The 22252-nt window shown below is 43.2% G+C and carries 37 protein-coding genes; all 37 read right to left on the bottom strand.

All coding sequences use genetic code 11. The features are described from left to right. Positions 1-114: 114 nt before the first annotated feature. Entirely contained in the window at positions 115-855 is a 741-nt protein-coding gene (truA, locus tag RKD52_RS20615; protein ID WP_454101312.1) for a tRNA pseudouridine(38-40) synthase TruA, read from the bottom strand. A 9-nt stretch (positions 856-864) separates the two neighbouring features. Next, positions 865-1662: an energy-coupling factor transporter transmembrane component T family protein gene (locus RKD52_RS20610; protein WP_454101311.1), complete on the bottom strand. Its 798-nt coding sequence runs from the start codon at positions 1660-1662 to the stop codon at positions 865-867. After that, positions 1659-2525: an energy-coupling factor ABC transporter ATP-binding protein gene (locus tag RKD52_RS20605; RefSeq protein ID WP_454101310.1), complete on the bottom strand. Its 867-nt coding sequence runs from the start codon at positions 2523-2525 to the stop codon at positions 1659-1661. The genes RKD52_RS20610 and RKD52_RS20605 overlap by 4 nt, the downstream gene beginning before the upstream one ends. Next, a complete protein-coding gene (locus RKD52_RS20600; RefSeq protein WP_369735982.1) occupies positions 2501-3343 on the bottom strand; it encodes an energy-coupling factor ABC transporter ATP-binding protein in 843 nt (280 codons plus the stop codon). The genes RKD52_RS20605 and RKD52_RS20600 overlap by 25 nt, the downstream gene beginning before the upstream one ends. A 179-nt stretch (positions 3344-3522) precedes the next feature. Further along, positions 3523-3885 carry a 50S ribosomal protein L17 gene (rplQ, locus tag RKD52_RS20595; protein WP_029282773.1) on the bottom strand — a complete coding sequence of 121 codons (363 nt, stop codon included), beginning with the start codon at positions 3883-3885 and terminating at the stop codon, positions 3523-3525. Positions 3886-3964: 79 nt separating this feature from the next. After that, on the bottom strand, positions 3965-4909 hold the full coding sequence (locus RKD52_RS20590) for a DNA-directed RNA polymerase subunit alpha (RefSeq protein ID WP_029282775.1): 945 nt from the start codon (positions 4907-4909) through the stop codon (positions 3965-3967). 190 nt (positions 4910-5099) lie between these two features. Continuing rightward, complete coding sequence (gene rpsK, locus RKD52_RS20585; protein ID WP_029282777.1) at positions 5100-5489, bottom strand: 30S ribosomal protein S11; 390 nt, start codon at positions 5487-5489, stop codon at positions 5100-5102. 21 nt (positions 5490-5510) lie between these two features. Next, positions 5511-5876 (bottom strand): 30S ribosomal protein S13, encoded by a 366-nt coding sequence (gene rpsM, locus RKD52_RS20580; RefSeq protein ID WP_029282779.1) that lies wholly within the window; start codon positions 5874-5876, stop codon positions 5511-5513. A 22-nt stretch (positions 5877-5898) separates the two neighbouring features. Then, entirely contained in the window at positions 5899-6012 is a 114-nt protein-coding gene (gene rpmJ, locus RKD52_RS20575; RefSeq protein WP_003156543.1) for a 50S ribosomal protein L36, read from the bottom strand. Positions 6013-6044: 32 nt separating this feature from the next. Beyond that, on the bottom strand, positions 6045-6263 hold the full coding sequence (gene infA, locus RKD52_RS20570; protein WP_028390440.1) for a translation initiation factor IF-1: 219 nt from the start codon (positions 6261-6263) through the stop codon (positions 6045-6047). A 3-nt stretch (positions 6264-6266) separates the two neighbouring features. Continuing rightward, positions 6267-6575, bottom strand: a complete 309-nt coding sequence (locus RKD52_RS20565) for a KOW domain-containing RNA-binding protein (RefSeq protein ID WP_454101309.1) — start codon at positions 6573-6575, stop codon at positions 6267-6269. 18 nt (positions 6576-6593) lie between these two features. After that, positions 6594-7340, bottom strand: a complete 747-nt coding sequence (map, locus tag RKD52_RS20560) for a type I methionyl aminopeptidase (protein WP_454101308.1) — start codon at positions 7338-7340, stop codon at positions 6594-6596. Continuing rightward, positions 7337-7990 (bottom strand): adenylate kinase, encoded by a 654-nt coding sequence (locus tag RKD52_RS20555; protein ID WP_029282790.1) that lies wholly within the window; start codon positions 7988-7990, stop codon positions 7337-7339. Before RKD52_RS20555 ends, map begins: the two co-directional genes overlap by 4 nt. 56 nt (positions 7991-8046) lie before the next feature. Next, on the bottom strand, positions 8047-9342 hold the full coding sequence (gene secY, locus RKD52_RS20550) for a preprotein translocase subunit SecY (RefSeq protein WP_369735984.1): 1296 nt from the start codon (positions 9340-9342) through the stop codon (positions 8047-8049). After that, the gene (rplO, locus tag RKD52_RS20545; RefSeq protein ID WP_369735985.1) at positions 9342-9782 is read right to left on the bottom strand and encodes a 50S ribosomal protein L15; all 441 of its coding nucleotides are present in this window, start codon (positions 9780-9782) and stop codon (positions 9342-9344) included. The genes secY and rplO overlap by 1 nt, the downstream gene beginning before the upstream one ends. A 32-nt stretch (positions 9783-9814) precedes the next feature. Next, on the bottom strand, positions 9815-9997 hold the full coding sequence (gene rpmD / locus RKD52_RS20540; RefSeq protein ID WP_369735986.1) for a 50S ribosomal protein L30: 183 nt from the start codon (positions 9995-9997) through the stop codon (positions 9815-9817). 13 nt (positions 9998-10010) lie between these two features. After that, positions 10011-10511, bottom strand: a complete 501-nt coding sequence (rpsE, locus tag RKD52_RS20535) for a 30S ribosomal protein S5 (RefSeq protein ID WP_029282798.1) — start codon at positions 10509-10511, stop codon at positions 10011-10013. Between the two features lie 23 nt (positions 10512-10534). Beyond that, positions 10535-10897: a 50S ribosomal protein L18 gene (gene rplR, locus RKD52_RS20530; RefSeq protein ID WP_369735987.1), complete on the bottom strand. Its 363-nt coding sequence runs from the start codon at positions 10895-10897 to the stop codon at positions 10535-10537. A gap of 33 nt (positions 10898-10930) precedes the next feature. After that, positions 10931-11467: a 50S ribosomal protein L6 gene (gene rplF / locus RKD52_RS20525; protein ID WP_029282802.1), complete on the bottom strand. Its 537-nt coding sequence runs from the start codon at positions 11465-11467 to the stop codon at positions 10931-10933. Between the two features lie 31 nt (positions 11468-11498). Continuing rightward, the gene (rpsH, locus tag RKD52_RS20520; protein ID WP_029282804.1) at positions 11499-11897 is read right to left on the bottom strand and encodes a 30S ribosomal protein S8; all 399 of its coding nucleotides are present in this window, start codon (positions 11895-11897) and stop codon (positions 11499-11501) included. A 32-nt stretch (positions 11898-11929) separates the two neighbouring features. Beyond that, a complete protein-coding gene (gene rpsN, locus RKD52_RS20515; protein WP_010285078.1) occupies positions 11930-12115 on the bottom strand; it encodes a 30S ribosomal protein S14 in 186 nt (61 codons plus the stop codon). A 21-nt stretch (positions 12116-12136) separates the two neighbouring features. Next, the gene (gene rplE / locus RKD52_RS20510) at positions 12137-12676 is read right to left on the bottom strand and encodes a 50S ribosomal protein L5 (RefSeq protein WP_029282808.1); all 540 of its coding nucleotides are present in this window, start codon (positions 12674-12676) and stop codon (positions 12137-12139) included. A gap of 24 nt (positions 12677-12700) precedes the next feature. Then, positions 12701-13012: a 50S ribosomal protein L24 gene (gene rplX / locus RKD52_RS20505; protein WP_029282810.1), complete on the bottom strand. Its 312-nt coding sequence runs from the start codon at positions 13010-13012 to the stop codon at positions 12701-12703. 39 nt (positions 13013-13051) lie between these two features. Next, complete coding sequence (gene rplN, locus RKD52_RS20500) at positions 13052-13420, bottom strand: 50S ribosomal protein L14 (protein WP_029282813.1); 369 nt, start codon at positions 13418-13420, stop codon at positions 13052-13054. A gap of 38 nt (positions 13421-13458) precedes the next feature. Further along, the gene (gene rpsQ / locus RKD52_RS20495; RefSeq protein ID WP_029282815.1) at positions 13459-13725 is read right to left on the bottom strand and encodes a 30S ribosomal protein S17; all 267 of its coding nucleotides are present in this window, start codon (positions 13723-13725) and stop codon (positions 13459-13461) included. A 20-nt stretch (positions 13726-13745) separates the two neighbouring features. Next, positions 13746-13949, bottom strand: coding sequence for a 50S ribosomal protein L29 (gene rpmC, locus RKD52_RS20490; protein WP_029282816.1), 204 nt, complete (start codon positions 13947-13949; stop codon positions 13746-13748). Then, positions 13939-14373 carry a 50S ribosomal protein L16 gene (rplP, locus tag RKD52_RS20485; protein WP_029282818.1) on the bottom strand — a complete coding sequence of 145 codons (435 nt, stop codon included), beginning with the start codon at positions 14371-14373 and terminating at the stop codon, positions 13939-13941. The genes rpmC and rplP overlap by 11 nt, the downstream gene beginning before the upstream one ends. A 2-nt stretch (positions 14374-14375) precedes the next feature. After that, positions 14376-15032, bottom strand: coding sequence for a 30S ribosomal protein S3 (rpsC, locus tag RKD52_RS20480; RefSeq protein WP_029282820.1), 657 nt, complete (start codon positions 15030-15032; stop codon positions 14376-14378). Between the two features lie 3 nt (positions 15033-15035). Continuing rightward, the gene (rplV, locus tag RKD52_RS20475) at positions 15036-15377 is read right to left on the bottom strand and encodes a 50S ribosomal protein L22 (RefSeq protein ID WP_029282822.1); all 342 of its coding nucleotides are present in this window, start codon (positions 15375-15377) and stop codon (positions 15036-15038) included. Positions 15378-15394: 17 nt separating this feature from the next. Then, on the bottom strand, positions 15395-15673 hold the full coding sequence (rpsS, locus tag RKD52_RS20470) for a 30S ribosomal protein S19 (protein ID WP_029282824.1): 279 nt from the start codon (positions 15671-15673) through the stop codon (positions 15395-15397). 57 nt (positions 15674-15730) lie between these two features. After that, on the bottom strand, positions 15731-16561 hold the full coding sequence (gene rplB, locus RKD52_RS20465) for a 50S ribosomal protein L2 (protein WP_454101307.1): 831 nt from the start codon (positions 16559-16561) through the stop codon (positions 15731-15733). Between the two features lie 29 nt (positions 16562-16590). Continuing rightward, positions 16591-16878, bottom strand: coding sequence for a 50S ribosomal protein L23 (rplW, locus tag RKD52_RS20460; protein WP_029282828.1), 288 nt, complete (start codon positions 16876-16878; stop codon positions 16591-16593). Further along, on the bottom strand, positions 16878-17501 hold the full coding sequence (rplD, locus tag RKD52_RS20455; protein ID WP_369735989.1) for a 50S ribosomal protein L4: 624 nt from the start codon (positions 17499-17501) through the stop codon (positions 16878-16880). The genes rplW and rplD overlap by 1 nt, the downstream gene beginning before the upstream one ends. A 27-nt stretch (positions 17502-17528) precedes the next feature. Beyond that, positions 17529-18155 carry a 50S ribosomal protein L3 gene (gene rplC, locus RKD52_RS20450; protein WP_029282832.1) on the bottom strand — a complete coding sequence of 209 codons (627 nt, stop codon included), beginning with the start codon at positions 18153-18155 and terminating at the stop codon, positions 17529-17531. Positions 18156-18197: 42 nt separating this feature from the next. Beyond that, positions 18198-18506 carry a 30S ribosomal protein S10 gene (gene rpsJ, locus RKD52_RS20445; RefSeq protein ID WP_029282834.1) on the bottom strand — a complete coding sequence of 103 codons (309 nt, stop codon included), beginning with the start codon at positions 18504-18506 and terminating at the stop codon, positions 18198-18200. A 341-nt stretch (positions 18507-18847) separates the two neighbouring features. Then, on the bottom strand, positions 18848-20038 hold the full coding sequence (tuf, locus tag RKD52_RS20440) for an elongation factor Tu (RefSeq protein WP_320156811.1): 1191 nt from the start codon (positions 20036-20038) through the stop codon (positions 18848-18850). A 111-nt stretch (positions 20039-20149) separates the two neighbouring features. Beyond that, complete coding sequence (gene fusA / locus RKD52_RS20435; protein ID WP_369735991.1) at positions 20150-22228, bottom strand: elongation factor G; 2079 nt, start codon at positions 22226-22228, stop codon at positions 20150-20152. Between the last annotated feature and the right edge of the window lie 24 nt (positions 22229-22252).

Below are 22252 nucleotides of genomic sequence, written 5' to 3'. Positions count from 1 at the left end.
TCTATTTCAAAACACAGATAAACTCTTCCGGGGCTTATTTGTGGGGTTGAAATACATACCATATGATAGTTTATAACGTCCGGGCAACATTGTCAAGATAATGTTACACCTGGTTTAGTTGTCATAGTAAACTTTCCATAAATATAATCCGGAACCCGGGGCTGTTTTCCCGTTCAGTGAACGGTCACGCGCCTTCAGGATGTCTGGAATCCGGTAAGGATCCAGCACTCCCCGTCCAGCATTTATCAAGGTTCCGACAAGGATTCTGACCATATTGTAGAGGAATCCGTCACCGACAAACCGGAATGTCAGAACATCGTCTTCTTCGTAAAATTCGATATCATATAATGTTCTGATTCTGTCCTCTTTATCTGTTTTAGCTGAACAGAAGCTTGTAAAATCATGGGTGCCGATCAGAAACTTTATCGCTTCCCGCATTTTCACGTAATCAAGTTTATATGGATAATGATATGCGTAATTGCGGCTGAACACGTCCCTGACTTCCGAGCGGCTGACTTTATAGCGGTATTCCTTTGCACGGACATGGTACCTTGCATGAAAGTCGTCATCAGTAAATGTTACAGCATGAATGGCCACATCTCCGGGAAGAAGCGAATTTAAGGCATTCGGCCATCTGCTCTCGGGAATGTAGATCTCCGTATCAAAATGAAGCACCTGTCCGATGGCATGAACACCTGCATCTGTTCTGCCTGATGCAAAAACTTTCACTTCCTGTCCTTTATGCAGTTTTTTCAGGCCTTTTTCAATTTCACCCTGAACGGTCCTCTGTCCGGGCTGAATCTGAAATCCGCTGAATCCTGTTCCGTCATACGAAACGGTGCATTTTACCCTCATTGTAAACTCCTATGAACGCAGTAGTAATAGAACAATGCCTACAGCAATCAGCAGGCCGAGTATGATCGTATCAAGGGCTCTCCACGTCAGCTCGCGAAGCTTCGTTCTTCCTTCGCCTCCCTGGTAGCCTCTTGCCTCCATCGCAACAGCAAGCTCTTCCGCCCTCTTAAACGCGCTGATAAACAGCGGCACAAGCAGCGGAATGATGGCACTGATTCTTTGTTTAATCGGTCCGCTTGTAAAGTCAGCTCCCCTTGCCATCTGCGCTTTCATGATTTTATCCGTTTCCTCCATAAGCGTAGGAATAAACCGGAGTGAGATCGACATCATCAGCGCAAGTTCGTGGACCGGGAGGCCGATTTTTTTAAAAGGATGCAGCAGGCTTTCCATTCCGTCTGTTACTTCAATCGGTGTTGTCGTTAGCGTAAGGATGGTCGTAAGCAGGATAAGAAACAGAAATCTGAGGGAAATATAAATCCCCTGGATCACTCCCTCCCGGTGAACCGCAAGAAAGCCGGCTTCAAACAGGACAGGACCTTCTTTTGTCACGAGAATATGCAGAATAAACGTAAAAAGGATAATCCATATGATCGGCTTTAAGCCGTTCAATAGAAATCTTGGCGGCAGTTTTGTCGCACCGACGATAAAAAAGGTAAACAATCCGAGAATGGCATACGTCACCGCATTGTTGGCAAAAAACACGATAAAAACAAACAGAAAGATCATCGTGAGCTTTGAACGGGGGTCCATTCTGTGAACGAGCGAGGCGCCGGGAACATACTTGCCGATAATCATGCTGTTCATCATATGGAATCACCTTTGATCCCGCGTACAACCATACTGACAAGGTCATCGATTGAAAGTGAGATCCCTTTCCACTCTTTCCCGAGCTTCTGCTCAATCGTCTTTTGAAGCTTTACGGTTTCAGGAAGATCAAGCCCTGCTGAGACGAGCACTTCAGACTGGCTGAAAATCTCTTCAGGCGTGCCTTTCATCTGGACGGTGCCTTTATGCATCACAACAATTTCGTCCGAGTAGCGGGCGGCATCCTCCATGCTGTGTGTGACAAGAACGGTTGTAAGTGACCTGCTCTTATGAAGAGAGTAGAAAAGATCCATGATCTCTTTCCTTCCGCTCGGATCAAGCCCTGCAGTCGGTTCATCAAGAACCAGCACTTCAGGCTGGATGGCAAGAACGCCAGCTATAGCCACCCGTCTCATTTGACCGCCGCTCAAATCAAACGGTGACTTCTGGAGTACGTTTTCCGGAAGCCCGACCAGCTTGAGAGCATTGCGGGCCTTTTCCCGTGCTTCTTCTTCTGGGACGCCGAAATTCATAGGACCAAACATGATGTCCTTTTCAACCGTTTCCTCAAAAAGCTGATGCTCCGGAAATTGAAAGACGATGGCTACTGACCTGCGGACCGGTTTCAGATCTTTGACCTTTTTACCTGCTTCTATTTTACGCTCACCAACAGTAAGAGAACCTTTTGTAGGCTTAAGCAGTCCATTCAGATGCTGAAGAATGGTTGATTTGCCGGAACCGGTATGTCCGATGATCGAAACAAACGAGCGGTCTTTTATTTCCAGGTTAATGTCATGCAGCGCTAGACGTTCAAATGGCGTACGAGCCTGATATCTGTGCTCTAGCTCTTGGAATGTAATGTCCACAGTTCATTCACCAGGCTTTCTTCGTCTAAGTAGTTCTTTGAGAGGGCAATGCCTGCTTCTCTCAGCTTCATGCTGACCTGATAGGAAAAAGGCAGATCAAGTCCTATTTCAACCAGCTTGCGGTCGAGTTTGAAAATCTCTTCAGGTGAGCCCTCAGCAAATTTTTCTCCGCCATTCATAACGATAATCCTGTCTGCTCTCGCGGCCTCTTCAAGGTCATGTGTAATTGAAATGACCGTTACGATCCCCTGTCTGTTAAGCTCGCGCACTGTCTCCATCACTTCGCTTCTTCCCTGCGGATCAAGCATTGATGTAGCTTCGTCCAAAATAATGATCTGCGGCTGAACGGCAATGACACCCGCAATGGCCACGCGCTGCTTTTGGCCTCCTGAAAGATGGTGCGGCTCTTGATCGAGAAATGCTTCCATCTTCACTTTTTGAGTAGCCCATTCGACGCGCTTTTTCATTTCTTCCCGCGGCACTCCGTGGTTTTCCAAACCAAAAGCCACATCATCTTTAACGGTCGTTCCTACAAATTGGTTGTCCGGGTTTTGAAACACCATGCCGACTTGTTTGCGCACTTCCCAAATCGAGTCTTCATTTAATGGAATGCCGTTTACGGCGACGCGGCCGTGCTGCGGCAGTATAAGACCGTTGAGGACTCTGGCAAGGGTTGATTTGCCGGAACCATTATGTCCGACAACAGCAAGCCATTCGCCTTTTTTCACACTTAACGAAACAGCGTTAAGGGCGGGTCTTGCATCGTCTTCATGATACTGAAATGTAACCTGATCCACTTCAATAATTGTCTCTTCCATCGCTGCCTCCCTCACCTGTACTCCTGCGCAGACGCAAAAGCCATGCTCTTCTATTCTGTCTCTGCTGCGACACTCATTGGCCCCTCATCACGATGAGAGGCTGCCTGAGTGTACAAAAAAAGGGCATAGATCCAGTTTTCAGGAAAACTGACCCGCCCTCTGAGTAAAGAAAATAATGATTAAACTAATTCGATAATGACCATTGGTGCTCCGTCGCCGCGGCGAGGTCCAAGTTTCATTATGCGCGTGTAACCGCCTTGGCGTTCTGAGTAACGCGGTGCGATGTCACTGAATAGTTTTTGAAGTGCATTTTGCGTGCCTTCTTCGTTAGCTACCTCGTTACGGATGTAAGCAGCAGCTTGGCGGCGGGCATGAAGATCCCCACGTTTACCTAAAGTAATCATTTTTTCTACAGTTGAACGCAATTCTTTCGCACGAGCCTCAGTAGTTTCAATGCGCTCGCTGATGATTAGATCTGTAGTAAGATCACGAAGTAACGCTTTACGCTGAGCACTTGTACGTCCTAATTTTCTGTAAGGCATTATGTGTTCCCTCCTTCGTTAGTACTGTGTGTTAATTTTAGAAACACGCGAAAACGCTAGTTAACTTGTTAACTAGTCGTCAGTCGTCTTTACGAAGACCTAAGCCAAGTTCTTCTAGTTTCGCTTTCACTTCTTCCAAAGATTTACGACCTAAGTTGCGAACTTTCATCATATCTTCTTCTGTTTTATGAGCAAGCTCCTGTACAGTGTTAATGCCTGCACGTTTTAAACAGTTATAAGAACGAACTGACAAATCCAATTCTTCGATCGTCATTTCTAAAACTTTTTCTTTTTGGTCCTCTTCCTTTTCCACCATAATCTCAGCGTTTTGAGCTTCATCTGTAAGCCCAACGAAGATGTTAAGGTGTTCAGTCAGAATCTTTGCACCAAGTGCAATAGCTTCTTTCGGACCTGTGCTTCCGTCAGTCCACACATCAAAAGTAAGTTTATCATAGTTTGACACTTGACCAACACGTGTATTTTCAACTTGATAGGACACGCGTGCTACAGGTGTATAAATAGAATCGATTGGGATAACGCCGATTGGCTGATCTTCTCTTTTGTTTGCATCAGCCGGAGTATATCCGCGACCGCGTTTCGCAGTCAATCTCATACGGAAATGTGCACCCTTCGCTAATGTAGCAATATGAAGGTCCGGATTTAGAATTTCAACGTCACTGTCGTGAGTAATATCTGCAGCCGTTACAACTCCTTCATCCTGTACATCGATCTCAAGCGTTTTTTCTTCCTCTGAATAGATCTTAAGAGCAAGTTTTTTAATGTTTAAGATGATCGTAGTCACATCTTCAACAACGCCTTCGATCGTAGAGAATTCATGGAGTACACTATCTATCTGGATTGATGTTACAGCGGCACCAGGGAGTGAGGATAAGAGAATACGACGTAAGGAGTTACCCAAAGTTGTACCATATCCACGCTCGAGTGGTTCGACGACGAATTTGCCGTATTTGGCATCGTCGCTGATTTCAACCGTTTCGATTTTTGGTTTTTCAATTTCTATCATCTATAAACCCTCCTTCAAAACGTCGAAACCCCGGCTAGACAGATTATGAAGCTCCAAGGCGTGTGTCTAACCGAAATTCCCCATTATAAAGTCCCGAATGTGCACAACAACAAATAGTTATTTTCTGCGAGAACTTTTTAACTGTATCATAACCCATTATTGACAGGGATACAAAATCTATACAGAAAAATTATACACGACGACGTTTTGGCGGACGGCATCCGTTATGTGGAACCGGAGTAACGTCTCTGATAGCTGTTACTTCAAGACCAGCAGCTTGAAGAGCACGGATTGCAGCTTCACGGCCTGCGCCTGGTCCTTTTACAGTTACTTCAAGAGTTTTCATACCGTGTTCAATTGAACCTTTAGCTGCAGCTTCAGCAGCCATTTGTGCAGCGAATGGAGTGGATTTACGTGATCCTCTGAATCCGAGTGAACCTGCACTTGACCAAGAAAGAGCGTTACCATGTACGTCTGTAATAGTAACAATCGTGTTGTTAAATGTTGAACGAATATGAGCAATACCTGCCTCGATATTCTTTTTTACGCGACGCTTACGAGTGTTCGTTTTACGAGCCATTGTCGGTTAACCTCCTTTACCTTATTTTTTCTTGTTCGCAACCGTACGACGAGGTCCTTTACGAGTACGAGCGTTATTTTTGGTATTTTGACCACGAACAGGTAGACTGCGGCGATGACGTAAGCCACGGAAACTGCCGATCTCAATCAGACGTTTGATGTTTAGGGATACTTCACGGCGAAGGTCACCTTCAACTTTCAACTTGTCTACGATATCACGAATCTTACCTAGTTCTTCTTCTGTTAAGTCACGCACACGTGTATCTTCAGAAACACCAGCCTCAGCTAATACTTTTCCAGCAGTTGGACGTCCAATACCGAAAACATATGTTAATGAAATTACAACGCGTTTGTCACGAGGAATATCTACACCAGCAATACGAGCCATTTAAGCTGCACCTCCTTCAGTTTTAACCTTGTTTTTGTTTATGTTTTGGATTCTCACAAATTACCATTACTTTACCTTTTCTGCGGATGACTTTGCACTTTTCGCAGATTGGTTTAACCGATGGTCTTACCTTCATGATTTCTCTTACCTCCTTAGTTGCGGAGTGTTTTATTTAAAACGGTACGTAATTCTGCCGCGAGTCAAGTCATATGGTGATAATTCTACCGTAACTTTGTCTCCAGGTAAAATGCGAATAAAATGCATGCGGATCTTTCCAGATACATGCGCCAATACCGTATGACCATTCTCAAGCTCTACTTTGAACATTGCATTTGGCAATGTTTCCTGTACGGTACCCTCAACTTCAATTACATCATCTTTCGCCATTCATTATTCTCCCTTCTTCAAATCAGCAGCTTGCTCGTTGACAAACGTCTTCAGGGCATGCCGGAGTTTTCCGTTTGTTACACGTCCTGTTTCTTTTATACTGTTCTGAACTTCCGGAGATACGCGATCAATAAACTCTAGATGATTCACATTCTTCTTTTTAGGGGAGTGGAAGGGTCGCTTCTCTCCGTCTGCTATAAATACGAACCGTTCATCTAAAATACTGATCACGACAGCATATTGTCCAGCTTCTCTGCCTTCAGTAATAGAGACAAACTGACCTATGCGCGGACTCGATTCGGCTTCGTTCAAACAATATCACCTGCGGATTTAGGCTTTAGTTAAAATCTCATAGCCAGTTTCTGTAATGGCAATCGTGTGTTCGAAATGAGCACACATTTTGCTGTCCTGAGTAACAACTGTCCAGTTGTCAGCAAGAGTTCTTACATATCGGCTTCCGGCATTCACCATTGGCTCAATCGCCAAGACCATGCCAGGTTTTAACCTCGGACCTTTGTTTGGCGGACCATAATGCGGAATCTGCGGATCTTCATGTAAATCCTGTCCAACGCCGTGTCCAACATATTCACGTACGACCGAGAATTGATGCTGTTCAACATACGTCTGAATAGCGTGTGATATATTGGATAGTCTCTCACCCGGTTTGGCTTCAGCCAGACCTTTGTAGAGGGATTCCTCAGTCACTTCAAGAAGCTTTTTGGATTCCTCTGAGATGTTTCCAACAGGATAAGTCCAAGCAGAGTCACCATGATAGCCATTATACTTCGCACCGATATCGATGCTGATAATGTCTCCTTCACGCAATACTCGATCTCCAGGTATTCCGTGAACGAGCTCCTCATTCACAGAAGCACAAATGCTCCCGCGAAAACCATTATAACCTTTAAAAGAAGGAATTGCATGGTTTGCACGAATAATCTTTTCGGCAATTGCATCCAGTTCTTTTGTTGTAATTCCAGGCTGTATATGTTTTTGGAGTTCCTGGTGGGTCAATGCGACAATGCGACCAGCCTCACGCATAATTTCGATTTCACGTGGAGTCTTACAAATGATCATTCACCTAATCCTCCAAGCAGTTCATTAACGTCAGCGAAGACTTTATTGATGTCCTGCTGGCCATTAATATTACGCAGATATCCTTTTTCTTCATAGAAATTCAGCAAAGGTTGTGTCTGCTTGAGGTTTACTTCAAGCCGGTTAGCAACAGTCTCTTCGTTGTCATCTTCACGCTGGTAAAGTTCACCGCCGCATTTGTCGCAGCGTCCTTCAGCAGCCGGAGGATTGAAAACGAGATGATATGTTGATCCGCACTGTTTGCAGATGCGGCGTCCTGTAAGACGTTCCATCAGGATGTCTTTATCAACCTCAATGTTAATGACATAATCCATTTTTCTATCAAGATCAGACAGGATGTTCTCCAAAGCTTCAGCCTGAGCAACTGTGCGCGGGAATCCGTCAAGCAGGAAACCTTTTTCACAATCATTCTTGCCTAATCTTTCACGGACGATACCGATCGTTACTTCATCAGGAACGAGAGCACCTTGATCCATGAAGGATTTTGCTTTAAGACCTAGCTCAGTTTCACCTTTAATGGCAGCTCTGAACATATCCCCTGTTGAGATATGAGGGATTTCATATTTTTCAACGATTCGTTCTGCCTGTGTGCCTTTACCGGCTCCCGGCAGACCCATTAATACTAGATTCAAGAATATTACCCCCCTCAGTCTCTATTTAGAAGGAAAGGGACACAAGTCCCATAACCTTACTGTTTAATAAATCCTTTATAGTGACGCTTAACAAGCTGACTTTCAAGTTGTTTCATCGTTTCAAGAGCAACCCCTACTACGATCAACAAGCTCGTTCCGCCAATCTGTGCAGAAGCTGGCAAGTTAGCGAACTTAATAAAGAATACAGGAAGAACTGAGATAGCTGCTAAGAAAAGTGAACCAACAAACGTCAGTCTGTATAGAGTTTTTGTTAAATAATCCTGCGTATTTTTCCCTGGACGAATGCCCGGGATATATCCGCCCTGCTTTTTCAGATTCTCTGACATCTGCTCCGGATTAACCTGAACAAATGCATAGAAGTAAGTAAAAGCAACGATTAATGCAACATATACAATCATGCCGATAGGCTGTGTATAATCAAACGTTTTTTGGATCCAGTTTGTAACATCATTGGATCCGAAGAACGAAGCAATTGTTGGCGGTGTAATAATGAACGAAACCGCAAAGATGACAGGGATAACACCGGCAGGGTTCACTTTAAGCGGAAGGTGAGTAGACTGACCTTTCGCAGGAGCTCGGCCTGCTGAGTTCTTCGCATATTGAATCGGGATCTTGCGAAGAGCCTGCTGAATGAAGATAACTCCAACTATAATTGCGATTACCGCTAATACTATCAGCGCAACTTTTACAATGTTCAAGAAAAGCTGATCTCCAGCGTCCTGGAATTGCTGCACATAGATTTGGTTAAGAGTTGTAGGGATTCCTGCTGCAATCCCCGCAAAAATGATAATGGAAATACCATTACCCACACCCTTAGATGTGATTTGCTCTCCTAACCACATTAAAAAAGCAGTACCTGCTGTTAAGACAACTGCAATTAAAAGGTACGTTGTAATTCCCGGCTTTTCAATTAATAATCCCCCAGCGAGATTATTAAAACCGTAAGACATACCCAACGCTTGGATGAAACCTAGTACAATCGTAAAGTATCTAGTGAATTGTGCTAGTTTACGACGGCCAACTTCACCTTGCTTTGACCATTCAGTAAATTTCGGAACGACATCCATCTGCAATAACTGCACGATGATGGATGCTGTAATGTACGGCATAATTCCCATCGCAAGGATCGAGAAGTTATACAGCGCACCGCCTCCGAAGGTGTTAAGAATTCCGAAAACATTCATTTCATCCTGAGCCTTTAAAACGTCAGCGTTGACGTTAGGCACAGGAATGAACGTACCAATACGAAAAATAATTAACATTAGAAGGGTGAACAAGATTTTATTGCGGATATCACCCACGCGCATAAAATTGGAGATTGTCTTAAACATTAAATCACCTCTACTGTACCGCCAGCAGCTTCGATAGCTTCTTTAGCAGATGCAGAGAATTTATTGGCTTTAACTGTAAGCTTTTTCTCAAGCTTTCCGTTGCCCAGTACTTTCACGCCTGATTTCACTTTGCTGATTACTCCAGCTTCAACTAGAAGTTCAACAGTTACTTCAGCACCGTCTTCGAACAGATTAAGTTTGTCAAGGCTGACAATCGCATAGTCTTTACGGTTGATGTTTGTGAATCCGCGTTTAGGCAGACGTCGGAATAAAGGAGTTTGACCACCTTCGAATCCAGGGCGAACACCGCCGCCGGAACGGGCGTTTTGTCCTTTATGACCTTTACCAGCTGTTTTACCGTTACCAGAACCAGTACCACGGCCAACACGATTGCGTGTTTTGCGTGACCCTTCTGCTGGTTTTAATTCATGAAGTTTCATCGGGACACCTCCTTGATATTAGAAGATCTATATTATTGTTCTTTAACTGTTACCAAATGAGATACTTTGTTGATCATGCCGCGGATCGCTGCATTGTCATCAAGCACTACTGTTTGATGCATTTTTTTAAGACCTAGTGTTTTAACAGTAATACGTTGGTCTTCTGGGCGACCAATCACACTGCGAGTGAGGGTAATCGCTAATTTGTTTGCCATCATGTTTCCCTCCTTATCCTAACAATTCTTCAACCGACTTGCCACGTAGCTTCGCAACTTCATCAGCGCGTTTAAGTTCTGTTAATCCAGAAATTGTAGCACGGATCATGTTAATTGGAGTGTTAGAACCTAGTGATTTAGAAAGGATGTCACTAACTCCTGCTAATTCTAGTACTGCACGAACAGGACCACCAGCGATAACACCAGTACCTTCAGATGCAGGTTTTAAAAGGATGTTTCCAGCACCGAATCTGCCGATGACTTGGTGAGGAATAGTAGTACCAACCATAGGTACTTCAACAAGGTTTTTCTTAGCGTCTTCGATCGCTTTGCGAATCGCTTCCGGAACTTCCTGTGCTTTACCAGTACCGAAACCTACATGACCGTTTTTGTCGCCGACAACTACTAATGCAGCAAAGCGGAAACGACGTCCACCTTTTACTACTTTAGCTACACGGTTTACTGTAACAACGCGTTCTTCAAGCTCTAATTTGTTTGGTTCAATACGACCCATTCTCTGTGTCCCTCCTTTTTTTATTAAAATTCTAGACCAGCTTCGCGAGCAGCTTCAGCCAAAGCCTTAACACGGCCATGGTATAAGTAACCCCCGCGGTCAAATACAACAGATTTCACGCCTTTTTCGATTGCACGTTTAGCAACTAGTTCGCCAACTTTAGCAGCAGCTTCAGCGTTGCCTTTCGCATCAAGAGCAAGGTCTTTATCTAATGTTGAAGCACTTGCAATTGTCACTGATTGAGCATCGTCAATTACTTGTGCGTAGATGTGCTGATTAGAACGAAATACGTTTAAACGAGGACGAGCAGTTGTACCAGATAATTTTGCGCGGACACGTCCGTGTCTTTTCTTACGCACAACGTTTTTGTCAAGTTTCGTAATCATCCAGGTCACTCCTTTCTTATCATCTAAGCGACATTACTTCGCTGTTTTACCTTCTTTACGACGTACATATTCACCTTCGTAGCGGATACCTTTGCCTTTGTAAGGCTCTGGCGGACGAGTAGCGCGGATGTTAGAAGCAACAGCTCCAACACGCTCTTTGTCTGTACCTTTTACAATTACTTTTGTATTTGAAGGCACTTCAATTTCGATTCCTTGTTCAGGAACGATTTCTACAGGATGTGAGTATCCAACAGCAAGAACTAGCTTGTTGCCTGATTTAGTAGCACGGTAACCGACACCTACTAATTCAAGACCCTTTTCAAATCCTTTAGAAACGCCCTCAACCATGTTTCCAAGAAGGCTGCGAGTTGTACCGTGAAGAGCACGATGTTCTTTTTGATCAGAAGGACGTGTCACTGTAAGTACGTTGTCTTCAACCTTAATGTTGATATCAGAGTTAAAAGTACGAGTTAATTCACCTTTAGGTCCTTTAACAGTTACAGTGCTTCCGTCGATCGCAACTGTTACACCAGCAGGGATTTCAAGTGGTTTTTTACCAATACGAGACATTCATGTACACCTCCATTCTTTTTTCAGGTTATTACCAAACGTATGCCAGAACTTCTCCGCCAGCTTGTTTCGCACGAGCTTCTTTGTCTGTAAGGACACCTTGAGAAGTAGATACGATTGCGATTCCTAAACCGTTAAGTACGCGAGGTACTTCGTTAGCTTTAGCGTATACGCGTAATCCTGGTTTACTGATGCGTTTCAGACCAGTGATAACACGCTCGTTGTTTGATCCGTATTTAAGGAAAATACGAATGATACCTTGTTTGTTATCTTCTACATATTCAACATCACGAACGAAACCTTCACGCTTAAGGATTTCAGCGATCTCTTTTTTCGCTTTCGATGCAGGAATTTCTAATTTTTCATGACGAACCATATTCGCGTTGCGAATACGAGTAAGCATATCTGCAATTGGATCTGTCATTACCATATCAAAATTACCTCCTTCCCGATTATGGGGTATTACCAGCTAGCTTTTTTAACGCCTGGAATTTGACCTTTATATGCGAGTTCACGGAAACAAATACGGCAAAGTTTAAATTTGCGGAGAACTGAATGTGGACGACCACAGCGTTCGCAGCGAGTGTACTCTTGTACTTTAAACTTTTGAGTGCGTTTTTGTTTCGCAATCATTGACTTTTTAGCCACGTTTTCGCCTCCCTATTTCGATTATTTTTGGAATGGCATACCGAACTGAGTAAGAAGCTCACGAGATTCTTCATCAGTGTTAGCAGTTGTAACGATAACGATGTCCATACCACGAACTTTTGATACTTTATCATAATCAATTTCAGGGAAGATTAGTTGTTCTTTAACACCTAGAGTGTAGTTTCCGCGTCCGTCAAAAGACTTTTTAGAGATACCGCGGAAGTCACGTACACGTGGTAATGATACAGAAACTAATTTATCTAGGAATTCATACATGCGCTCGCCGCGAAGAGTTACTTTCGCACCGATAGGCATACCTTCACGCAGACGGAATCCTGCAATTGATTTTTTAGCTTTTGTGATAACCGGCTTTTGACCTGAGATTGTAGTTAACTCTTCTACAGCTGTATCAAGAGCTTTAGAGTTAGATACTGCGTCACCAACACCCATGTTGATTACGATCTTCTCAAGCTTTGGAACTTGCATCACTGATTTATAGTTGAACTTGCTCATTAAAGCAGGTGTAATTTCTTTTTGATACTTTTCTTTAAGGCGGTTCATGCGAGGACCTCCCTTCCTTATTTACTATTTATCTAAAGTTTCACCAGATTTTTTCGCAACACGTACCTTTTTGCCATCAACCACTTTGAAACCAACACGAGTTGGCTCACCTGATTTAGGATCAAGTGGCATAACATTTGATACATGGATAGGTGCCTCCTGGCTGATAATTCCGCCCTGAGGGTTTAATTGAGAAGGTTTTGAATGCTTCTTCATAATGTTGATGCCTTCAACAAGCACGCGATCTTTCTTAGGGAAAGCAGCAAGTACAGTACCTTGTTTGCCTTTATCTTTACCTGAGATCACTACTACTTTATCACCTTTTTTTACATGCATCCTAGTCGCACCTCCTTAGTAAGGCTATCTATTTTCGATTTATAATACTTCTGGAGCAAGAGAAACAATTTTCATGAAGTTGCCTTCACGCAATTCACGTGCAACTGGTCCAAAGATACGAGTTCCGCGAGGGCTCTTGTCATCTTTAATGATTACACATGCGTTTTCGTCGAAACGGATGTAAGATCCGTCCTGACGGCGAGCGCCGCTCTTTGTGCGAACGATTACTGCTTTAACAACGTCACCTTTTTTAACAACGCCTCCTGGTGTTGCTTGTTTGACCGTACAAACAATTACATCACCAATATTAGCAGTTTTACGTCCAGATCCGCCAAGAACTTTAATAGTAAGAACTTCACGAGCACCAGAGTTGTCAGCAACTTTTAAACGGGATTCTTGTTGAATCATTTACGTTACCTCCCTTCGGAAATATAATCCGAACAATATTAGATAATAACAGCTTCTTCAACAATTTCAACTAGACGGAAACGTTTAGTAGCTGATAATGGGCGAGTTTCCATGATTTTAACCACATCGCCGATTTTAGCTTGGTTGTTTTCATCATGAGCTTTGAACTTTTTGGAATATTTAACACGCTTGCCGTATAAAGAATGCTTCTTATACGTTTCAACAAGAACAGTGATCGTTTTATCCATTTTATCAGAAACTACACGTCCAGTGTAGACTTTGCGCTGGTTGTTGCGTTCAGTCATTCTGCAACCTCCTCTCAGGATTATCGATTATTAGCAGCGATCTCTCTTTCAGTGATCACAGTTTTCATACGAGCGATCGATTTACGTACTTCACGAATGCGAGCAGTGTTTTCAAGTTGTCCAGTCGCCAATTGAAAGCGAAGGTTGAACAGCTCTTCCTTCAGTGATTTTACTTTTTGTTCAATTTCAGCAGTGGTAAGATCACGAATTTCATTAGCTCTCATTTGATTCACCACCAATTTCCTCGCGTTTAACGAATTTTGTTTTGATTGGCAATTTGTGAGATGCAAGACGCAATGCTTCGCGTGCTACTTCTTCTGATACACCAGCAATTTCAAACATTACTTTTCCTGGTTTTACAACTGCCACCCAGCCTTCAGGAGCACCTTTACCGGATCCCATGCGGACCTCTAGAGGTTTAGCCGTGTAAGGCTTAGAAGGGAAAATTTTGATCCAGACTTTACCGCCACGTTTCATGTAACGAGTCATAGCAATACGAGCTGCCTCAATTTGACGATTTGTAATCCAAGAAGCTTCTAGAGCTTGAATGCCGTATTCACCGAAGTGAACTTCTGTACCGCCTTTAGCACGACCGCGCATTTTTCCACGGTGTTCTCTGCGATATTTAACGCGTTTTGGCAACAACATAATTATTTTCCTCCTTCCTCTTTTTTCTTCTTAGTAGGAAGAACCTCTCCACGATAGATCCAAACTTTAACGCCTAATTTACCATAAGTAGTGTCAGCTTCAGCTGTACCATAGTCAATATCAGCACGAAGTGTGTGAAGTGGAACTGTTCCTTCACTGTAGCTTTCAGAACGAGCGATATCAGCGCCGCCAAGACGACCAGATACCATTGTTTTTATTCCTTGTGCACCTGCGCGCATAGCACGTTGGATTGTTTGCTTTTGAGCACGACGGAATGAAATACGATTTTCAAGTTGACGAGCGATGTTGTCAGCTACTAGTTTAGCATCAAGATCAGCTCTCTTGATTTCAAGAATGTTGATGTGTACACGCTTGCCAGTTAGTGAGTTAAGAGCTTTACGAAGTGCTTCAACTTCAGTACCGCCTTTACCGATAACCATACCTGGCTTAGCAGTGTGGATCGTAATGTTCACGCGATTAGCAGCACGCTCGATTTCAATCTTTGAAACAGATGCATCGCTTAAACGCTGATTGATATATTCACGAACTTTGATGTCTTCGTGCAGAAGATTAGCATAATCTTTGCCAGCGAACCATTTAGATTCCCAATCACGGATAACACCAATGCGAAGACCGACTGGATTTACCTTTTGACCCACGGATTATCCCTCCTTCTTTTCTGATACAACGATTGTAATGTGGCTTGTGCGTTTGTTGATGGCACTTGCACGGCCCATTGCGCGTGGACGGAAACGTTTTAGAGTTGGACCTTCGCCTACATAAGCTTCAGTTACAACCAGGTTGTTAATGTCCATTTCATAGTTGTGCTCTGCGTTTGCCACAGCAGATTTTAGAACTTTTTCAATAATTGGAGAAGCAGTTTTAGGTGTGTGGCGAAGAATCGCTACCGCTTCACCGATTTGCTTTCCTCGGATAAGATCAATTACTAAACGAGCTTTACGAGGAGCAATACGTACTGTTCTTGCAACGGCTTTAGCTTGCATTTAAAAGCCTCCTCTCATTAGCGTCTTGTTTTTTTGTCGTCAGCTGCATGGCCTTTATACGTACGTGTTGGAGCAAACTCACCGAGTTTGTGTCCTACCATATCTTCAGTAACGTATACAGGAACATGCTTGCGACCGTCATATACAGCGATCGTTTGACCGATGAATTGCGGGAAAATAGTAGAACGGCGAGACCAAGTTTTGATTACTTGTTTTTTCTCTGACTCGTTTAACTTTTCAACTTTCTTGAATAAATGCTCATCTACGAATGGTCCTTTTTTCAAGCTACGGCCCATACTTGTACCTCCCTTCGCGATTGCGCTACGGTTCCTTCGAACCGTAGAACCATCACGTTATTTTTTACGACGACGTACGATGAATTTATCGGACTTGTTTGTCTTCTTGCGAGTTTTGTAACCAAGAGTAGGTTTACCCCAAGGAGTCATTGGAGACTTACGTCCGATTGGAGCACGACCTTCACCACCACCGTGCGGGTGATCGTTAGGGTTCATTACAGAACCACGAACTGTAGGTCTGATACCTAACCAGCGAGAGCGTCCAGCTTTACCGATGTTGATAAGTTCATGCTGCTCGTTTCCTACTTGACCAACTGTAGCGCGGCAAGTAGAAAGGATCATGCGAACCTCACCAGAGTTCAAGCGAACAAGAACGTATTTGCCTTCTTTACCAAGAACCTGTGCAGAAGTACCAGCAGAACGTACTAATTGTCCGCCTTTGCCTGGTTTAAGTTCGATGTTGTGAATAACTGTACCTACAGGGATATTTTGAAGTGGAAGTGCATTTCCTACTTTAATATCAGCCTCTGGTCCAGAAACAACTTGTAAACCTACTTCAAGGTTTTTTGGAGCAAGGATATATCTTTTCTCACCATCTGCATAGTGGATAAGTGCAATGTTTGCAGAACGGTTCGGATCATACTCGATTGTAGCAACGCGTCCTGGTATACCATCTTTATCGCGTTTGAAGTCGATAATACGGTATTGACGTTTGTGACCGCCGCCTTGATGACGTACAGTAATTTTACCTTGGTTGTTACGACCGCCTTTTCTGTGTACAGGCGCAAGTAATGACTTTTCCGGTTTGTCTGTAGTAATCTCAGCGAAATCAGAAACAGTCATGCCGCGACGACCATTTGAGGTTGGTTTGTACTTTTTAATCGCCATCTCGTTTCCCTCCTATCTTAAATAATGAATTAGACTTCGAATAGTTCGATTTCTTTGCTGTCAGCTGTTAATTTAACAACTGCTTTTTTGCGTTTATTAGTAAGACCTGTGTAACGACCTACACGCTTATATTTGCCTTTGTAGTTAAGAACGTTAACTTTCTCCACTTTTACGCCAAAGATTGCTTCAATAGCATCTTTCACTTGAGTTTTGTTAGCACGAACGTCAACTTCAAACGTGTACTTTTTCTCAGTCATTAAGTCCGTTGAAAGTTCAGTGATTACGGGGCGCTTAATAATATCACGAGGATCTTTCATTATGCAAGCACCTCCTCTACTTTTTGCACCGCTGCTTTCGTAATAACAAGCTTTTCATGGTTAAGTACATCAAGTACATTAATAGAATTAGCTTCAAGAACTGTAATGCCAGGGATGTTACGTGCAGATAGTGCAACAGATTCGTTTACATCAGCAGTAACGATCAATGCTTTCTTTTCAACTGAAAGTCCTGCAAGGATAGCAGTCATTTCTTTTGTTTTAGGAGCATTCATTAGAAGATCTTCTAATACTAGAATGTTGTTCTCTTGTACTTTTGTAGATAAAGCTGATTTGATCGCTAAGCGGCGAACTTTTTTAGGTAATTTGTAAGCATAGCTGCGTGGTGTTGGACCGAATACGATACCACCGCCGCGCCATTGTGGTGAGCGGATAGATCCTTGACGAGCGCGTCCAGTACCTTTTTGGCGCCAAGGCTTGCGACCTCCGCCTCTAACTTCTGAACGATTCTTTACTTTGTGGTTTCCTTGACGCAAAGAAGCTCTTTGCATGATAACCGCATCAAATAAAACGTGCTGATTAGGTTCGATACCAAATACAGAATCATTTAGTTCGATTTCACCAACGTTTGATCCGCTTTGGTTTAATAATGCTACTTTCGGCATTATCGAATTCCTCCTTTCTTAGAAAAATTAGTTAGATTTAACAGCCTTTTTCACTGTGATAAGTGATTTTTTAGGACCAGGTACGTTTCCTTTGATCAATAGAAGGTTACGCTCAGCGTCAACTTTCACGATCTCAAGGTTTTGAACAGTTACTTGCTCTCCGCCCATGCGGCCTGGCAATAATTTGTTTTTGAATACTCGGTTAGGAGCAACAGGACCCATTGAACCTGGGCGACGGTGGTAACGAGAACCATGTGACATAGGTCCGCGAGATTGGTTATGGCGTTTGATAGAGCCTTGGAAACCTTTACCCTTTGAGATTCCTGTTACATCTACTGTATCTCCAGCAGAGAAAATATCAACTTTGACTTCCTGACCAACTTCATACTCACCAGCTTCTCCGCGGAACTCCCTTACGAAGCGCTTAGGTGCAGTATTAGCTTTTGCAACGTGTCCTTTTGCAGGCTTGTTAGAAAGCTTTTCACGTTTGTTTGAGAAACCAACCTGAACAGCAGCATAGCCGTCGCTTTCAACAGTCTTGATTTGAAGAACTACGTTTTCAGCAGCCTCAATTACTGTTACCGGGATAAGATCGCCTTTTTCAGTAAACACTTGAGTCATACCGATTTTTTTACCTAAGATTCCTTTGGTCATTAGTCACACCTCCTATAATGTTATAAAATCTATTTTTTGAAATTAAAGTTTGATTTCAATGTCAACGCCTGACGGCAAGTCTAATCTCATCAATGCATCAACAGTTTGTGGTGTTGGGTTGATGATGTCGATCAAACGTTTGTGTGTGCGCATTTCGAACTGCTCACGTGAATCTTTGTATTTGTGTACCGCACGAAGAATCGTGTAAATCGATTTTTCAGTTGGCAACGGGATCGGACCAGAAACGTTAGCACCTGAACGTTTTGCTGTTTCAACGATCTTTTCAGCAGATTGATCAAGAATTCTGTGATCATATGCTTTCAAACGAATACGAATTTTTTGTTTTGCCATTATTTTCCCTCCTTTTCGCCTACTTTTAAAATAGACTTTCTCCGTAGAAATTTTCCGTACACTCGCCATGGCAAAGCGGCCGTGTGTATCGGCAACCTCCTACTTCATCGCAGTCAAAGACCAACATTGTCTATTATATAGAAATTTTGCGCCCAATGCAAGATAAAAATAAAGTTTTTACTTTCTTGCGCACTTTTCCTATTATACATACATCAACAGGTAAAAACAAGGGGATCAGCAGCTGGAAAAGTTTTCGTTTCTTATGGCAAATCATTTCTACTATATATATAGAAGAAACAAAAAAAGACGAGCACGAATGCTCGTCTTTTTAAATAGCAGGATTACTCAGTGATTGTAGCTACAACACCAGCGCCTACTGTACGACCGCCTTCACGGATTGAGAATTTAGTACCTTCTTCAATCGCGATTGGAGCGATAAGTTCAACAGTCATTTCGATGTTATCGCCAGGCATAACCATCTCAACGCCTTCTGGAAGTTGGATGATACCAGTTACGTCCGTAGTACGGAAGTAGAACTGTGGGCGGTAGTTAGAGAAGAATGGAGTGTGACGTCCACCCTCTTCTTTTGAAAGAACGTAAACTTCTGATTTAAATTTAGTGTGTGGAGTGATTGTTTTTGGCTTAGCAAGAACTTGTCCACGTTGGATGTCGTCGCGAGAAACCCCACGAAGAAGTGCACCGATGTTATCGCCAGCTTCTGCATAGTCAAGAAGCTTACGGAACATTTCAACACCTGTTACAGTTGTTGATTTTGGCTCTTCAGTGAAGCCGATGATGTCGATAACATCTCCAACTTTAACTACTCCACGCTCAACGCGTCCAGTAGCAACTGTTCCACGGCCAGTGATTGAGAATACGTCCTCAACAGGCATCATGAATGGTTTTTCAGTGTCACGAGCTGGTGTTGGGATGTACTCGTCAACAGCGTTCATAAGCTCAACGATTTTCTCTTCCCACTCAGCTTCGCCTTCTAGAGCTTTAAGAGCAGAACCTTTGATTACTGGGATGTCATCGCCAGGGAAGTCATACTCAGAAAGAAGGTCGCGAACTTCCATTTCAACTAGCTCTAGAAGCTCTTCGTCGTCTACCATGTCGCATTTGTTCATGAATACTACTAGGTAAGGTACACCTACTTGACGAGAAAGAAGGATGTGCTCACGAGTTTGTGGCATTGGGCCGTCAGATGCAGAAACAACTAGGATTCCGCCGTCCATTTGTGCAGCACCAGTGATCATGTTTTTAACATAGTCAGCATGTCCTGGGCAGTCAACGTGTGCATAGTGACGAGTTTCAGTTTCGTACTCAACGTGTGCAGTTGAGATTGTGATTCCGCGCTCGCGCTCTTCAGGAGCAGCATCGATCATGTCGTATGCCATTGCAGCACCTTTACCGCTACGTTTTGCAAGTACAGTTGTAATTGCAGCTGTTAGAGTTGTTTTACCGTGGTCAACGTGTCCAATTGTACCGATATTGGCATGCGTTTTGGAACGGTCGAATTTTTCTTTACCCATTCTAAATTCCTCCTTAGAGTCATGATTGATTATATAGAGTGTAGAAAGTGGAGGCTGTCCACTTTCTATTCATACATAAGTAGTTATACTTTAATAAAGAGTGAAAATCAATTATTCACCTTTATTTTTTTTGATAATTTCTTCAGAAATTGATTTTGGAACCTCTTCGTAGTGATCAAAGTGCATAGAGAATGTTCCGCGTCCTTGAGTGTTTGAACGAAGTGCAGTTGCATATCCAAACATTTCAGAAAGAGGTACCATAGCACGTACTACTTGAGCGTTTCCGCGAGCTTCCATACCTTCAACGCGACCGCGGCGAGAAGTGATATCACCCATGATATCTCCCATGTACTCATCAGGGATTACAACTTCAACCTTCATAACAGGCTCAAGAATAACAGGGTTACACTTAGATACAGCGTTTTTAAGTGCCATAGATGCAGCAATTTTAAACGCCATCTCACTTGAGTCAACATCATGGTAAGAACCGTCTACTAATGATGCTTTAACATCGATTAGAGGGTAGCCTGCAAGAACACCATTTTTCATGGAGTCTTCTAAGCCGGCTCCAACCGCTGGGATGTATTCACGAGGAACAACACCACCGACGATTTTGTTGTGGAACTCAAAGCCTTTTCCTTCTTCATTTGGTTCGAATTCGATCCAAACGTGTCCGAATTGACCGCGTCCACCGGATTGGCGTGCAAACTTACCTTCAACTTTCGCAGATCCGCGGAAAGTTTCACGGTAAGCAACCTGAGGAGCACCAACGTTAGCTTCAACTTTGAATTCACGTCTCATACGGTCAACAATGATATCAAGGTGAAGTTCACCCATACCAGAGATGATCGTTTGACCTGTTTCAGTATCAGTGTGAGCTTTGAATGTTGGATCTTCTTCAGAAAGCTTAGATAGAGCTGTAGACATTTTGTCTTGGTCAGCTTTTGATTTTGGCTCAACTGAAAGCGAGATAACCGGCTCTGGGAATTCCATTGATTCCAAGATAACAAGGCTCTTTTCATCACATAGAGTATCACCAGTTGTAGTATCTTTAAGACCTACAGCAGCAGCGATGTCACCAGCATATACAGTAGAGATTTCCTCACGAGAGTTAGCATGCATTTGCAGGATACGTCCTACACGCTCACGCTTGCCTTTCGTTGAGTTTTGTACGTAAGATCCAGAGTTTAGAACACCTGAATATACGCGGAAGAATGTAAGTTTCCCAACATAAGGGTCAGTCATAACTTTGAAAGCAAGTGCTGAGAAAGGACCCTCATCGCTTGATTCGCGAGTTACTTCTTCTTCAGTGTCAGGAGTGATACCTTTGATTGCAGGTACATCAAGAGGTGATGGCAGGTAATCAAGAACTGCGTCAAGCATTAGCTGTACACCTTTGTTTTTAAATGCAGATCCGCAGATAACTGGGTAGAATTCTACATTTACTGTACCTTTGCGGATTCCGGCTTTAAGCTCTTCAAGAGTAAGCTCTTCACCCTCAAGGTATTTCATCATAAGCTCTTCGTCAAGTTCAGCAACAGCTTCTACAAGCTTGCCGCGCCACTCTTCTGCAAGATCTTTATATTCTTCAGGAATTTCTTTTGCCTCAGAACGAGTTCCAAGATCATCTTCGTAGAAGTATGCTACGTTTTCTACAAGATCGATAATTCCTTCGAATTGATCTTCAGCACCGATTGGAAGCTGGATTGGATGAGCATTTGCTTCAAGACGGTCATGCAATGTTTTTACAGAGTATAAGAAATCTGCACCGATTTTATCCATTTTGTTAACGAATACTACACGCGGTACTCCGTAAGTTGTTGCCTGGCGCCATACTGTTTCAGTTTGAGGCTCAACACCTGATTGTGCATCAAGTACTGCTACAGCACCATCAAGTACACGAAGTGAACGTTCAACTTCAACTGTGAAGTCTACGTGTCCAGGTGTATCGATGATGTTTACGCGATGGCCTTTCCACTGAGCAGTTGTAGCAGCAGAAGTGATCGTGATTCCACGCTCCTGCTCCTGCTCCATCCAGTCCATTTGAGACGCACCTTCGTGTGTCTCACCAATTTTGTGAATACGTCCAGTGTAGAAAAGTACACGTTCAGTAGTCGTCGTTTTACCGGCATCGATGTGAGCCATGATGCCGATATTACGAGTTTTGTCTAAGGAGAACTCTCTTGCCATTGGGGTCTTTTCTCCTTCCTTTTA

The organism is Metabacillus sp. SLBN-84 (assembly GCF_053629595.1).
The sequence above is the reverse complement of the archived record's forward strand: the minus strand, read 5'-3'. Positions and strand labels throughout refer to the sequence as shown.